The organism is Rhodococcus sp. Eu-32 (assembly GCF_003336925.1).
Taxonomy (GTDB): Bacteria; Actinomycetota; Actinomycetes; order Mycobacteriales; family Mycobacteriaceae; genus Rhodococcoides; species Rhodococcoides kyotonensis_B.
The window spans coordinates 56,203-70,039 of the sequence record NZ_QGNK01000001.1; the positions used below are offsets into that span (position 1 = coordinate 56,203).

General features: G+C 65.1%; 15 protein-coding genes and 1 pseudogene. 11 read left to right on the forward strand and 5 right to left on the reverse strand.

Going from position 1 to position 13,837, the window contains the following annotated elements; all coding sequences use genetic code 11:
- Positions 1 to 20 precede the first annotated feature (20 nt).
- Complete coding sequence (purT, locus tag DK926_RS00310) at positions 21 to 1,220, forward strand: formate-dependent phosphoribosylglycinamide formyltransferase (protein WP_279387053.1); 1,200 nt, start codon at positions 21 to 23, stop codon at positions 1,218 to 1,220.
- On the forward strand, positions 1,217 to 1,693 hold the full coding sequence (locus tag DK926_RS00315; protein WP_114327867.1) for a DUF456 domain-containing protein: 477 nt from the start codon (positions 1,217 to 1,219) through the stop codon (positions 1,691 to 1,693). Before purT ends, DK926_RS00315 begins: the two co-directional genes overlap by 4 nt.
- A 6-nt stretch (positions 1,694 to 1,699) precedes the next feature.
- Here DK926_RS00315 and DK926_RS00320 read toward each other — a convergent pair whose 3' ends face one another.
- On the reverse strand, positions 1,700 to 2,434 hold the full coding sequence (locus tag DK926_RS00320; RefSeq protein ID WP_068421935.1) for an amidohydrolase family protein: 735 nt from the start codon (positions 2,432 to 2,434) through the stop codon (positions 1,700 to 1,702).
- A 57-nt stretch (positions 2,435 to 2,491) separates the two neighbouring features.
- On the opposite strand from DK926_RS00320, the gene DK926_RS00325 reads away from it, so the two are divergent.
- Positions 2,492 to 3,370 (forward strand): SMP-30/gluconolactonase/LRE family protein, encoded by an 879-nt coding sequence (locus tag DK926_RS00325; RefSeq protein ID WP_114327868.1) that lies wholly within the window; start codon positions 2,492 to 2,494, stop codon positions 3,368 to 3,370.
- Between the two features lie 30 nt (positions 3,371 to 3,400).
- Positions 3,401 to 4,003 (forward strand): annotated as a pseudogene (locus DK926_RS00330) (endonuclease); the annotation flags it as partial.
- Between the two features lie 66 nt (positions 4,004 to 4,069).
- On the opposite strand, the gene DK926_RS00335 reads toward DK926_RS00330, so the two are convergent.
- Positions 4,070 to 5,431 carry an FAD-dependent oxidoreductase gene (locus DK926_RS00335; RefSeq protein WP_114327869.1) on the reverse strand — a complete coding sequence of 454 codons (1,362 nt, stop codon included), beginning with the start codon at positions 5,429 to 5,431 and terminating at the stop codon, positions 4,070 to 4,072.
- Between the two features lie 343 nt (positions 5,432 to 5,774).
- On the opposite strand from DK926_RS00335, the gene DK926_RS00340 reads away from it, so the two are divergent.
- Genes DK926_RS00340 through DK926_RS00370 form a run of 7 tightly spaced genes read left to right on the forward strand, consistent with a single transcriptional unit; the run spans position 5,775 to position 11,564 of the window.
- Positions 5,775 to 6,641, forward strand: coding sequence for an ABC transporter permease (locus DK926_RS00340; protein WP_114327870.1), 867 nt, complete (start codon positions 5,775 to 5,777; stop codon positions 6,639 to 6,641).
- Complete coding sequence (locus DK926_RS00345) at positions 6,638 to 7,666, forward strand: ABC transporter substrate-binding protein (protein WP_114327871.1); 1,029 nt, start codon at positions 6,638 to 6,640, stop codon at positions 7,664 to 7,666. The genes DK926_RS00340 and DK926_RS00345 overlap by 4 nt, the downstream gene beginning before the upstream one ends.
- The gene (locus DK926_RS00350; RefSeq protein ID WP_114327872.1) at positions 7,650 to 8,468 is read left to right on the forward strand and encodes an ABC transporter ATP-binding protein; all 819 of its coding nucleotides are present in this window, start codon (positions 7,650 to 7,652) and stop codon (positions 8,466 to 8,468) included. The genes DK926_RS00345 and DK926_RS00350 overlap by 17 nt, the downstream gene beginning before the upstream one ends.
- 13 nt (positions 8,469 to 8,481) lie before the next feature.
- The gene (locus tag DK926_RS00355; RefSeq protein ID WP_114328587.1) at positions 8,482 to 9,345 is read left to right on the forward strand and encodes a TauD/TfdA family dioxygenase; all 864 of its coding nucleotides are present in this window, start codon (positions 8,482 to 8,484) and stop codon (positions 9,343 to 9,345) included.
- 31 nt (positions 9,346 to 9,376) lie between these two features.
- Entirely contained in the window at positions 9,377 to 9,913 is a 537-nt protein-coding gene (locus tag DK926_RS00360; RefSeq protein WP_114327873.1) for a hypothetical protein, read from the forward strand.
- Between the two features lie 20 nt (positions 9,914 to 9,933).
- Complete coding sequence (locus DK926_RS00365; RefSeq protein WP_114327874.1) at positions 9,934 to 10,347, forward strand: rhodanese-like domain-containing protein; 414 nt, start codon at positions 9,934 to 9,936, stop codon at positions 10,345 to 10,347.
- A complete protein-coding gene (locus tag DK926_RS00370) occupies positions 10,344 to 11,564 on the forward strand; it encodes an O-succinylhomoserine sulfhydrylase (protein ID WP_114327875.1) in 1,221 nt (406 codons plus the stop codon). The genes DK926_RS00365 and DK926_RS00370 overlap by 4 nt, the downstream gene beginning before the upstream one ends.
- 48 nt (positions 11,565 to 11,612) lie before the next feature.
- Here DK926_RS00370 and DK926_RS00375 read toward each other — a convergent pair whose 3' ends face one another.
- Genes DK926_RS00375 through DK926_RS00385 form a run of 3 tightly spaced genes read right to left on the reverse strand, consistent with a single transcriptional unit; the run spans position 11,613 to position 13,770 of the window.
- Positions 11,613 to 12,692, reverse strand: a complete 1,080-nt coding sequence (locus tag DK926_RS00375; protein WP_114327876.1) for an isochorismate synthase — start codon at positions 12,690 to 12,692, stop codon at positions 11,613 to 11,615.
- Entirely contained in the window at positions 12,692 to 13,489 is a 798-nt protein-coding gene (locus DK926_RS00380; protein WP_068421957.1) for an HAD-IIA family hydrolase, read from the reverse strand. Before DK926_RS00380 ends, DK926_RS00375 begins: the two co-directional genes overlap by 1 nt.
- Positions 13,490 to 13,503: 14 nt before the next feature.
- A complete protein-coding gene (locus DK926_RS00385) occupies positions 13,504 to 13,770 on the reverse strand; it encodes a WhiB family transcriptional regulator (protein ID WP_114328589.1) in 267 nt (88 codons plus the stop codon).
- Positions 13,771 to 13,837: the final 67 nt, after the last annotated feature.

Here is a 13,837-nt window from a genome sequence, read left to right on the forward strand (position 1 = left end):
GCGGCATGGATAATGAGCGGGTGAGCGAACGCGACGTGCCTGCCCGTATCGGAACCCCCCTTACCCCCGGCGCTACCCGGGTGATGCTGCTGGGATCGGGTGAACTCGGCAAGGAAGTGATCATCGCGTTCCAGCGCTTGGGCGTCGAGGTGATCGCCGTGGACCGCTACGACAACGCGCCGGGCCACCAGGTCGCGCATCACGCGTTCACGATCGACATGAGCGACGGAGAAGAGCTCGAGAAGCTGATCGACGCGCAACAGCCCGATTTCGTCGTGCCGGAGATCGAGGCGATCGCGACCGACGCCCTCGCCGAGGTCGAGCGACGCGGCCGCAGCACCGTCATTCCGACGGCTCGTGCGACGCAGCTGACGATGAACCGTGAGGGCATCCGCCGTCTGGCGGCCGAGGAATTGAACTTGCCGACGTCGCCGTATGCGTTCGCGGATTCGCTCGCCGAGGTCGAGAGCGCACTCGCGACGATCGGGTTCCCAGCCGTCGTCAAGCCGGTCATGTCGTCGTCGGGCAAGGGGCAGTCCGTCGTCCGCGGCCCCGAGGACGTCGAAAAGGCGTGGGACTACGCGTTGGCAGGGGGTCGCGTCGACCTCGGTCGGGTGATCGTCGAAGGATTCGTCGATTTCGATTACGAGATAACGCTTCTCACGGTTCGATCGGCGTCGGGAACCGATTTCTGCGAGCCGATCGGGCACCTGCAGGAGTCGGGAGACTACGTCGAGTCGTGGCAGCCGCAGCCGATGAGCGACGCCGCCATCTCCGCAGCGCGCGAGGTCGCGGAGAAGATCACGACGGCCCTCGGCGGCCGCGGCCTGTTCGGTGTCGAACTGTTCGTCAAGGGTGACGACGTCTACTTCTCCGAGGTCAGCCCTCGCCCGCACGACACCGGCCTGGTCACACTCCGTACGCAACGGTTCTCCGAATTCGAGCTGCACGCTCGGGCGATTCTCGGCCTGCCCGTCGATGTTTCGCTGATTTCTCCGGGTGCGTCCGCGGTGATCTACGGAGGTGTCGACGCGGAAGGCATCGCCTTCGAGGGCGTCGCCGACGCGTTGGCCGTGCCCGAGACCGATCTTCGGCTGTTCGGCAAGCCCGAGAGCTTCGTGCGTCGACGCATGGGTGTCGCGGTGTCGACTGCAGGTGACGTCGACACCGCCCGTTCCCGCGCCACCGAGGCCGCGGGCAAGGTTCGACCTGTCAGGTGAGCGCCCTCGGTGAAGTTCTGGTCGGTCTGGCGATTGTCGTCGGGCTGGCCGGAATCGTCGTGCCGATCCTTCCGGGGACGATATTGATCTTCGCCGCAATCGCGGTGTGGGCGTTCGTGACCGGTGGTTCGGTGGCGTGGACGACGTTCGCGGTCGCGACGCTGTTGCTCGTGGCGAGTGGTGTCGTGAAATACACGTGGCCGGGTCGCCGGATGCGCGACGCCGGTATCCCGACGCGGTCTCTGATCGTCGGCGGGCTGGTCGGTATCGTCGGGTTCTTCGTCATCCCGGTCGTCGGTCTGTTCGTCGGCTTCGTCGCGGGAACCTACGTCGCGGAACTGATCCGAATTCGCAGCGGCGCTTGGCAATCCACCATTCATGCCACGAAGGCGGCAGGCCTGTCGATTCTCGTCGAACTGTTCGGCGCGCTCGTCGCGAGCGGAGTGTGGCTCGCGGCAGTGCTGTTCACCTGACCGGAACTACTTGACCCGGTACCAGGCTCGCGCATTGCCGCCGAGGACGGCGGGCAGGTCGCCGCCGACGGCTTCGGCGACGAGGTCGAGGTCCGATTCGCGGAACCGCCGGGGAGCGCGGGCGCCCGGGAGGTCGGTTCCGAACATCAATGCCGCTGGGTTCACCCGGTGGATCTGCTTCATCGTGTCGACGACGTCCATGTCGACGCGGCCGAATCCCGATGCCTTGACGCGCACGCCGCGGTCGACAAGATCGAGAAGGTACGGCAGACCCTGTCTCGACATGCCGAGGTGGTCGACGCTGACGGCGGGCAGTTTCGACAGGATCGGTTCGAGCGACATCAGCATCGACGCTTCGACGTACAGCTCGGCGTGCCAGCCGACGAGATCGTGAGCCCGTCGGGCCTGCGACGTCAGCGTCTGGACGTCGGTGGCGCCGCGCTTGAGGTTGAGGCGAAGGGCTCGCACGCCAGCCTTGTCGAGGTCGAGGATGTCCTCGTCGGTGGCGTCGGGAGGAAGACTCGCGACGCCGACCCAGCCGTATCCGAGCGTCTCGAGAGACGAGACGAGGAAGCTCTGATCGGTGCCGTGGAACGACGCACTGATGACGGCGCCTCCGGTGATGCCGAGCCCGTCGGTGTCGCGTTCGTAGTCGGTGATCGTGTACGGCTCTGCCCGTGCGCCCTGATTCTCGAACAGCGGAAACTGCGGATCGAGGATGTAACGGTGGGCGTCGAACACACCAATAGCATGCCAGCTCGGTAATTCCGACTTCCCGGGGCCTGCAGCGGTGTTTGAATGCGAGTCATGAAACCCGACTTCTCCGTAGTTCTCGAGGGCTACACCTACTTCGAGTGTCCGCGCTGGCACGACAGCCGCATCTGGGTCTCCGACTTCTACAGCGGGCGCGTGCTTTCGGCGAATGCGGACGGTTCCGACGCGACCGTCGAAGCCGAGGTTCCGCAGCAGCCGTCGGGACTCGGGTGGCTTCCCGACGGCCGTCTACTGGTCGTGTCCATGAAGGACCACACCATTCTCCGACGGGAAGACGACGGGTCTCTCGTCGTGCATGCCGATCTGTCGTCGTACGTGGATGCGAACCTCAACGACATGCTGGTCGACGACCGCGGCCGTGCCTACGTCGGCAATTTCGGGTTCGATCTGATGAATCTGGCCCAGCCGTCGACCGCCGATCTGATCCGCGTCGATCCGGACGGGTCGGCACACGTCGTCGCGAAGGATCTGTATTTCCCGAACGGGATGGCACTGACGCCCGACGGCGAACTGTTGGTCGACGAGACCGTCGGCAACCGGGTGAGTGTGTTCTCGGTGCACCCGGACGGTTCGCTCGGAGAGCGTCGGGACTGGGCGAAGTTCGCCGAACTTCCCGACATGACCGACATGACGACCGCGCTCGGCCAGCTGGTCGTCGCCGCGGACGGATGTGCCATAGACACCGACGGATCGTTGTGGGCCGCGGATGCGCTCGGTCAGCGGATCGTGCACATCGAACCAGGGAGGGGCATCGTCGACCAGCTCGAATTCGACACCGGCGTCTTCGCCTGCGGATTCGGCGGCGACGATGGACGCACGCTGTTCGTCTGTGCCGCACCCGATTTCAACGAGCATCAACGAAAGGTCGAGACGGAAGGGAAACTCCTCGCGGTGCGCGTGTAGAGCGTCGGGGGTCGCGGGTAGTCGTCTCGTATGACTTCCCATCGAGACACCGTCGACCAGCTGATGGCCGACAGCACCACCTACGCCGAGGAAGCGGACATCACGCTGCACGACAAGCCGTCACCGCTGTTCGAGCTGCTCGTGTTGTCGCTGCTGCTCAGTACCCGCATCTCGGCGAGCATCGCGGTGGCGGCGGCGCGTGAGCTGTGGGCATCGGGATACCGAACACCGAAGAAGATGGCCGACGCCGGCTGGCAGGATCTCGTCGACGCGTTGGGCCGCGGGCACTACAAGCGGTACGACGAAAGTACGGCGACGCGGCTGCAGAAGCTCGGCGCGCGCGTCGGCGACGAGTACGGCGGTGACCTCAGGGGTCTGGCCGAGAAGGCCGACGGCGACGTCGGAACCGCGAAGAAACTGATCCAGGAATTCGAGGGCATCGGCCCGACCGGGTCGGACATCTTCCTGCGCGAGGTACAGGACGTGTGGCCGTGGGTCGGGCCGTACTTCGACGAGAAGACTCTCGCCGAGGCAAAGAAGCTCGGCCTCCCGACGGATCGGGACGAACTGGCAAGGCTCGCGCCGAAAGGAAAAGCCGCGGCTTTCGCCGCGGCTTTGATCCGGGAGGCGCTTCGCTATTGCCCGTGCCCGTGCCGTGCGTGCGAATGTATAGCCCGCTATACATTCGCACGCACGAGGTTATGCCTTGTCGGGCTCGGAGGCCTTCAGCATGTCGTGGCGCTCGACGACTTTGACGCGTTCGCGGCCTTCGGGTTCGCCGAGGGAGCGTTCGTGGGCGTCGAGGCGGTACCAGCCGTCCCAGGTGGTGAAGGGGACCTGCTTGTCTTCGAGGAAGTCGATGACGGCTTGTTCGGACGGGTCGGTGGCGCCGTCGAAGTTGGGTGCGTCTTCGAGTAGGCAGGCGACGGTTTCGTTGGCGTCGCCTTTGGTGTGGCCGATGAGGCCGACGGGTCCGCGTTTGATCCAGCCGGTGACGTAGGTGGCGGGTACGTGCTTGCCTTCGTCCTGGACGCGTCCTGCTTCGTTGGGGATGGTGCCTGCTTGTTCGTCGAAGGGCAGGGATGTGATGTTCTGGGAGAGGTAGCCGACGGCGCGGTAGACCGCTTGGACGTCCCATTCGTTGTATTTTCCGGTGCCGCGGACGTTGCCGGTGCCGTCGAGTTCGGTGCGTTCGGTGCGTAGGCCGACGACTTTGCCGTTGTCGCCGAGGATTTCGGTGGGGGATTCGAAGAAGTGGAGGAACAGTTTGTGGGGGCGGTCGCCGACGTCGCGGATGGCCCAGTCCTGCAGGGTGTTGGCGACCATGTCGACCTGTTTGGAGCCGCGGCGTGCGGCTTCGGAGCCTTCGTCGTAGTCGATGTCTTCGGGGGCGACGATGACTTCGATGTTCGGTGAGTGGTCGAGTTCGCGTAGTTCGAGCGGGGTGAATTTGGCTTGTGCGGGGCCGCGGCGGCCGAAGACGTGGACTTCGATGGCTTTGTTGGCTTTGAGGCCTTCGTAGACGTTGGCGGGGATTTCGGTGGGGAGGAGTTCGTCGCCGGTTTTGGCGAGGACGCGGGCGACGTCGAGGGCGACGTTGCCGACGCCGAGGACGGCGACTTTTTCGGCGTCGAGGGGCCAGGTGCGGGGGACGTCGGGGTGGCCGTCGTACCAGGAGACGAAGTCGGCGGCGCCGTAGCTGCCGTCGAGGTCGATGCCGGGGATGTTCAGGGCGCGGTCGGCGTTGGCGCCGGTGGAGAAGATGACGGCGTCGTAGAAGCGGCGTAGGTCGGCGAGGGTGATGTCGGTGCCGTAGTCGATGTTGCCGAGGAGGCGGACCTGTGGTTTGTCGAGGACTTTGTGCAGGGCGGTGATGATGCCTTTGATGCGTGGGTGGTCGGGTGCGACGCCGTAGCGGATCAGGCCGAAGGGCGCGGGCATGCGTTCGAACAGGTCGATACTGACATCGGTGTCGGACTTCATGAGAGCGTCGGCGGCATAGATGCCGGCTGGTCCAGCGCCCACAATGGCGACGCGGAGTGGACGAGTCTGATCAGTCATGTGCAGCGAACTACCTTCGTCGACGAAACGTACGGACAGCCCAGCATAAATTAAGCATTACCTTCTCTGGGCTGCTGGTCCTCGTTCCAGGCTACGTCGCGCGATCCGCAGTCTCCACAACCTCGGGGGTTGAGGTATTCCCCTTATTCGGGTAGGAATTGCATCGTGCATACGACATTCCTGGTCCGGCGACTCGCCGTCGACTTCTGCCGTACCTGCACCAACGCGTGCTGTCGGTGACCGAACCCCACGCGCTCCTGGCCTGACTCAGGCCCATCTCTGCATCTGTACAGCTCCGCCGCGCCGTGCGCCGGGCTGCATCCCTTGCCCCGAAAGTGACGCCATGTCCACTTCCGTCGAGGTCGTCCCCGACGATCCCGTCCGATCCTCGCTCCCGCCGTCCCGCGCCAAGACGCGTGCGGGACGCGGCTACCTCACCACCATCGGCCTCCCGCTCGTGTCGCTCGTCGTATTCATCGGCGTTTGGCAGATTGCCGCGTCGAGCGGCGTGTGGAACGAGACGTTCGTCCCGTACCCGAGCACCGTCTGGAAAGCGTTCGTCGATTTCTCGACGACGCACGACGGCGTTCGGGGCTATCAGGGATATCTCCTGTGGGAACACCTGTACATGACGTTGCGGCGCGTGTTCGCCGGCGTCCTGATCGGTATCGCGCTCGGGGTCGCCCTCGGCCTGGCCATGGGAACCGTCAAGTGGGTGCGTGCAGTTCTCGAACCCTGGCTGACGTTTCTGCGCGCGTTGCCGCCCCTGGCCTACTTCTTCCTTCTCGTCATCTGGCTGGGTATCGACGAGGCGCCGAAGGTCACGTTGCTCGCGTTGGCAGCGTTGCCTCCGGCGGCGGTGGCAACGACGGCAGCAGTGCTCGCTGCCCCCGTCGGCCTCGTCGAGGCGGCACGTGCTCTCGGAGCCGGCAGGAAAGACGTGATTCGCGACGTCGTCATCCCGTCGGCGCTTCCCGAAACATTCACCGGCATAAGGCTTTCGGTCGGTATCGCGTATTCCTCGGTCGTTGCGGCCGAACTGTTCAACGGTCTTCCCGGCATCGGAGGCGCAGTCAAGGATGCCAGTAATTACAACAACACCCCGGTGGTGCTCGTCGGCATCTTCGCCATCGGCATCTCGGGGCTGATCATCGACGGCTTGTTGCGAGCGCTGGAGCGCCGCGTAGTTCCCTGGAGGGGAAAGATATGAGAATCACCAAGGCTGTCATCGCGCTGGCCGTGGGAGCGCTCGCGCTCTCGGGTTGCGCCGTCGACAACTCGAGTTCGGACGACAGCAAGCCCACCATTCGGATTGCGTACCAATCGTTTCCGAGTGGCGACCTCGTCGTGAAGAACAGCGGTTGGCTCGAAGAGGCGTTGCCGGACTACAACATCGAGTGGACCAAGTTCGACTCCGGCGCCGACATCAATACCGCGTTCATCGCCGGCGAGCTCGACTTCGGTGCGATCGGCTCCAGCCCCGTGGCGCGCGGATTGTCGGCGCCACTGAATATTCCGTACCAGGTGGCGTTCGTTCTGGATGTCGCGGGTGACAACGAAGCGCTCGTCGCGCGCAACGACACGGGCATTGCGAACGTGGCCGACCTGCGCGGTAAACGCATCGGCACCGCGTTCGCGTCGACCGCGCACTACAGCCTCCTCGCCGCGCTCGAGCAGGCCGGCCTCGGCGCGTCGGATGTGAACTTGGTGGACCTGCAGCCGCAAGCGTCGCTGGCCGCATGGGAACGAGGCGACGTCGACGCCGTCTACACGTGGCTGCCGACGCTCGACGAGCTGCGCAAGACGGGGACGACGCTCATCGCCAGTCGAGAACTGGCCACTGCGGGCAAGCCGACGCTCGACCTCGGCGTCGTATCCACCGCTTTCGCGAACGAGCACTCCGACGCCGTCGATGCCTGGCGTCAGGTCGAGACCCGCGCACTGAACACGATCGCCGACGATCCCGACGCGGCAGCCAAAGCCATCGCCGCCGAGATCGGCATCACCCAGGACGAGGCGGCAAACCAGCTCAGCCAGGGTGTGTTCCTGACGCCCGAGGAACTGACCTCCTCGGAGTGGCTCGGCACCGACGGGGCCGTCGGAAATATCGCTGTCAACCTGCAGAGTGCGTCCGAATTCCTGGCGTCGCAGAACCAGATTCCCGAGGCTGCGCCGCTGCAGACCTTCCAGGACGCGATCTACACGAAGGGACTACCCGGTGTCCTTCAAGACTGATGCAGCTTCCAAGGTCGGAAAAGCGGCGAGCACGGACGGCTCGATTCGTATCGACAACGTCTCGCACATCTACGGCAGCGGCAGCGACGCGGTCACGGCCCTCGGGCCCGTGGATCTGACGGTGCCGCCGGGCGAGTTTCTCGTCCTCGTCGGCGCGTCGGGATGCGGTAAAAGTACGCTGCTCAGGTTGATCGCAGGTTTCGAATCGGCAACGGACGGAAGCGTTCTCGTCTCCGGTACCGATCCGACCCCGGGCTCGACGTCGGGCGTCGTCTTCCAGCAGCCGCGTCTTTTCCCTTGGAAGAGCGTGGGAGGCAACGTCGAACTGGCGTTGAAGTACGCGGGTGTGAGCAAGAGCGAGCGCGCTGTCCGACGGGACGAGCTGTTGGCTCGCGTCGGACTCGACGGGACGGCGGATCGCAAGATCTGGGAAATCTCGGGTGGTCAGCAGCAGCGCGTCGCGATCGCGCGGGCACTTGCTGCTGAAACGTCGCTGTTGTTGCTGGACGAGCCCTTCGCCGCGCTCGACGCCCTGACACGGGAGCGCCTGCAGGAGGATCTGCGCCAGGTCAGCGCCGAGTCGGGACGCACGTCCGTGTTCGTCACCCACAGTGCTGACGAGGCGGCGTTCCTCGGATCGAGGATCGTCGTACTCACTCAGCGTCCGGGCCGCGTGGCCCTCGATATTCCCGTCGACCTGCCTCGCAGCGGGGTCGACGCGGACGAGCTCCGAGGCTCGCCCGAATTCGCAGCATTGCGTGCCGAAGTCGGGCATGCCGTGAAAGCCGCTGCAGCAGCCTAGAAATGGAGGAATGATGACCACTCTCGAAACCCCGGTAATTCTGACCGTCGACAAGTTCGGCCCGAGTTTCGGTGCCGAGGTGATCGGTCTCGACGTGGCGTCTGCGTCCGATGCCGAAATACTCGCGATCCGCACTGCTCTTGTCGAACACAAGGTTCTCGTGCTGCGCGGACAGTCGCTCGACGATGCGGGGCAGATCGAATTCGGTCGACGCCTCGGCGAGCTGACGGCCGGGCATCCGGTGCATCACAGCGGTGACGTCGCGGCCGAGGTCTACGCGCTCGACTCGCAGGACAACGGGTTCGCCGACGTCTGGCACACCGACGTGACGTTCATGCAGCGTCCGCCGATGGGGTCGATTCTGCGCCCCGTCGTACTCCCTCCGCACGGCGGCGACACGAACTGGGCGGACAGTCAGCTCGCGTACGAGTCGCTGGCCGCGCCGGTGCGCCAGATGATCGACCAGCTCACCGCGGTGCACGACGGCAATCGCGAATTCGGCTACTACCTCGCGCACAAGCGCGGCGGCAAGGGCAACGTATGGGACGGCGCCGAGGTGACGTCGCTGGTACCCGTCGAACATCCGGTGGTTCGGGTGCACCCGGAGACGGGACGCAAGGGCATCTTCGTCAACCCGGGATTCACGTCGCACATCGTCGGAGTGTCCGAAGCCGAGAGCCGCGGCATCCTCGACTTCCTGTACGCCCATCTGACGAAACCCGAGCACGTGGTGCGTCATCGCTGGCGTCTCGGCGACCTGGTGCTGTGGGACAACCGCAGCACCTCGCATTACGCGAACCGCGACTACGGGACAGCGCACCGCAAGATGCACCGCATCACGTTGCGCGGCGACATACCTGTCGGACCCCAGCAGTAACCGGAGTTCGCCGGGCGGGGAAGATTGGCACATGGCGTCGTGGCGTGAACGTAGGCAACAGTGGGTCGACAGCCGTGAGGAAGCGCAGAACAACGCGTCGGCAGCAGCTGCCGACGCGGGTGAACGACGCGCACCCACGGCCTGGCCGCTTCTGATCGCGGTCGGCATCGTCGTCGTGATTCTCGCCGGCATCTTCATCGCTGCACGGTTCGCCCCCGCCGAGAACAACGTCACGCAGGCGCAGCTGATGACCGATGCGATCACCGAGTTCGTCGACGCGCAGAACACCGGTGACGCGGCCGCCCTGCGCGAGACGACGTGTTCGCAGCAGGTGGACAACCTGATCACCGGTTCCGACGCCGACTACAGCGCTGCCAGGGCAGCCGACGTCGAGCAGAACGGCAAACTCGTCGTGGACGGTGCCCCCACCGATTACGAGGTGAACGGCGACCGCGGAGTCGCTACTGTTCCGACGAAGCTCGAGAAGTCGGGAACGACGACGAACGACGAGTGGAAATTCGTGCGCGTGGACGACAAGTGGCTGGTCTGCAATGTGTACTCGGGTTGAATTCATGAAAGGCTGAATCCGTGACTTATGCAGGTGACATAACCCCGCAGGCAGCGTGGGAGCTGCTTCGCGAGAACCCGGAAGCCGTCCTGGTGGACGTCCGAACTCACGCCGAGTGGCAGTACGTCGGCGTCCCCGACACGTCGTCGATCGAGCGCCCGACGCATCTCATCGAGTGGGTCAGCTACCCGAACGGTGCGCGCAACGTGAACTTCGTCGAACAGCTGAAGGAAGCCGGAGTCGACGGCGAACGTCCCGTGGTGTTCCTGTGCCGGTCCGGCCAGCGGTCGATCGGTGCTGCCGAAGCCGCGACGGCGGCGGGCATCGGGCCGTCGTACAACGTTCTCGACGGGTTCGAAGGTGCGACGGACGCAGAGGGCCACCGCGGTGCTGTGGGTTGGCGTGCGGTCGGACTTCCGTGGAGGCAGTCATGAGCAACCCAACTGGTGGTGGATTCTCCAAGCCGTTGCCCGAGGGCGTCGGCCAGGGCACGTTGGGTGTTCGCGGCGGACTGATGCGGTCCGGGTTCGACGAGAACGCCGAGGCGCTCTACCTGTCGTCCGGATTCGTCTACGAGAGCGCGGGTGCGGCCGAACAGGCGTTCACCGGCGAGATCGACCACTTCGTCTACTCCCGCTACGGCAATCCGACGGTCCGGATGTTCGAGGAGCGTCTGCGACTGATCGAGGGTGCCGAGGCGTGCTTCGGCACGTCGAGCGGCATGTCCGCGGTGTTCGTTGCGCTCGGTGCACTGCTGAAAGCCGGCGACCGGTTGGTCGCGGCACGCAGCCTGTTCGGTTCGTGTTTCGTCGTTTGCAACGAGATCCTGCCGCGCTGGGGTGTCGAGACCGTCTTCGTCGACGGTGAGGACAACGCGCAGTGGGAAGAGGCGCTGTCGGTTCCGACGACGGCGGTGTTCTTCGAGACGCCGTCGAACCCGATGCAGTCGCTCGTCGACGTCGAGCGGGTCTCCGAGCTGGCGCACGCGGCCGGCGCAACCGTGGTGTTGGACAACGTCTTTGCGACTCCGTTGCTGCAGAACAGTCTGGCCCTGGGAGCGGACGTCGTCGTCTACTCGGGTACCAAGCACATCGACGGCCAGGGCCGTGTCCTCGGCGGGGCGATTCTCGGGAGCAAGGAGTACATCGACGGTCCGGTGCAGACGCTCATGCGCCACACCGGTCCGGCGTTGAGTCCGTTCAATGCGTGGACTCTGCTGAAGGGTCTCGAGACGATGCCTGTGCGCGTTCGACATTCGACGCAGAGCGCACTCGAGATCGCGCGGTTCCTCGAAGGGCATCCAGGGGTGTCGTGGGTCAAGTACCCCTACCTCGAATCGCACCCGCAGCACGAGCTCGCGAAGAAGCAGATGAAGGGCGGCGGCACCGTCGTCACGTTCGAACTGGACGCGCCGGAAGGCGAAGGCAAGAAGCGTGCGTTCGAACTGCTCGACGCGCTCCGAATCGTCGACATCTCGAACAATCTGGGTGACGCGAAGACGCTCATCACCCACCCCGCGACGACGACGCACCGCGCGATGGGCCCGGAAGGTCGTGCGGCAGTGGGGCTTTCGGACGGTGTCGTGCGCATCTCCGTCGGCCTCGAGGACGTCGAGGATCTCATCGCGGATCTGCAACAGGCGCTTCGCTAGCGCTCAGCGCACGTGAGCGCGAATGTACAGCCGGCTGTACATTGGCGCTCACGAGGCGCGGAGCGCCTCCAGAACAGTCCTGAATTTCGCTGTCGTCTCGGCGAGTTCGGCGTCGGGGTCGGAGGCTTCGACGATGCCTCCGCCCGCCGTCGCGACCGCTGACAGGCCGTCCGCCGCGAGTTCGAGGCATCGGATGGCCACCATCCATTCGCCGTCGCCCGTGGAGTCCGTCCATCCGACAGCGCCCGCGTAGAAGCCGCGCGGGCCCTCGATGTCTGCGATCGTCTGCATGGCTGCGTCGCGCGGAACGCCCGCGACGGCAGCGGTCGGATGCAGTGCGAGCGCGAGATCCAGTGCCGTCGTGGACGAGTCGCGCAGAGTGCCGGTGATCGGCGAGCTCAGATGCCACAGCTGAGGCGTCGAACTGAGTTGTGGTGTTTCTGGCACTTCGATTGTCGCGCACAGTGGTTCGAGTGCCGCGCGAATTTCGTCGACGACGAATCGGTGTTCCGCTTGATCTTTCGCGCTCGCGGCCAGACGTTCGGCGATTGCTGCATCGGTGTCGGGGTCGTCGCTGCGCGCCGCTGTACCGGCGAACGGGTGGCAGCTGACCGTGGTGCCGCGTCGTCGTACGAGAAGTTCCGGACTCGAGCCGACGAGGTGCTTTCCCTGGTAATCGGTTCCGGCAGAAGAGAGGTCGACGCTGTAACCGTTGCCCAATGGATCGGCCCGAACGAGCGCGTCGAGCAGCGACAGTGGGTCGATCGGCGAATCGGCGAGGAGCTCGAGAGCACGCGCGAGCACCACTTTCTGTGCTGCGCCCTGCCGGAGCGCGTTCACGACCTCCCGCACGCGTTCGACATGCACGTCCGACGCGGGCTGCTGCCGTCCGACATGCACGTGGGGTAGCGGTGGCAAGGAGACACGGGAAGCCCACGGCCCGTCGGTCCTGGTCAGGCCGACGGGCTGAACGAGCGCGGCAGGATCACCGATGTCGAACGGGATCGCGCCGACGACGGCACGGCCGGACTGCATGGCCTCCGGCAGCGTCGAGAACCGGTGCTCGACGCCGGTTGCCTCGACGGTGCAGTCGCGTCGGGACAGCACGAAGTGCGGTAGAGCCGACATCAGAACGGCGACTGGGTGCGTCCGACGAGGTCTGCGACCGAGTTGATGACTTTCGTCGGCCGGTACGGGTAGTGCTCGACCGATGCGGTGGTCGAGATGCCGGTCAGCACGAGGATGGTCTGCAGGCCAGCTTCGAGACCGGAGACGACGTCGGTGTCCATCCGGTCGCCGATCATCAGTGTGCTTTCGGAGTGACCGCCGATCGCGCGTAGCGCGGAACGCATCATCAATGCATTCGGCTTGCCGACGTAGTAGGGCTCGCGGCCGGTGGCCTTGGTGATCAGTGCGGCGACGGACCCGGTCGCGGGTAGCGATCCGTCACGGGACGGGCCGGTGGCGTCGGGGTTGGTCGCGATGAAGCGTGCGCCCTTCTCGACGAGTCGAATGGCCGTCGTGATGGCTTCGAAGGAGTACGTTCGTGTCTCGCCGAGCACGACGTAATCGGGGTTGGAATCGGTGAGTACGTAGCCGATGTCGTGCAGGGCCGTCGTCAGACCGGATTCGCCGACGACATAGGCGCTGCCGCGGGGACGCTGGTTGCCGAGGAAATTGGCCGTGGCCAGGGCGGACGTCCAGATCGCCGACTCCGGAATCTTCAGGCCGGTCCGTTCGAGCCTGGCCTGCAGGTCGCGCGGAGTTCGGATCGAGTTGTTCGTCAGCACGATGAACGGGATGTCGTTCGCCTCCAGCTCGGCGACGAACGCGTCGGCGCCGGGGATGAGGTGATCTTCGTGGACGAGAACGCCGTCCATGTCCATCAGGTAGGTCCAACGCTGCGGTTCGTCCGGTGAGCTCACCTCACCATTGTGCGCTATCCGGCTTTCTTCGACTGCGCGCGCTGCAGTGAGCGCTCACGGGCGGTCATGCCACCCCACACTCCGAACGGTTCGCCCGCGGCCAGAGCGAACTGGCGGCACTGCGAGATGACCGGGCATGTCCTGCACACGACCTTCGCGGCATCCTCTCGTTGCCGACGAGCCGTGCGGCCCTCACCCGACGGTGAGAAGAAGATTTCCGAATCGGCGCCGCGGCAGACCGCGTCGAGCTGCCACTGCCACGCTTCTGTTGTGGGTGCCATGTAGCGATGATGTCGCGTGAGAAGACCGGCGAGAAGGTTTGCAATCATCCAGCGTCTAATTGTTTCG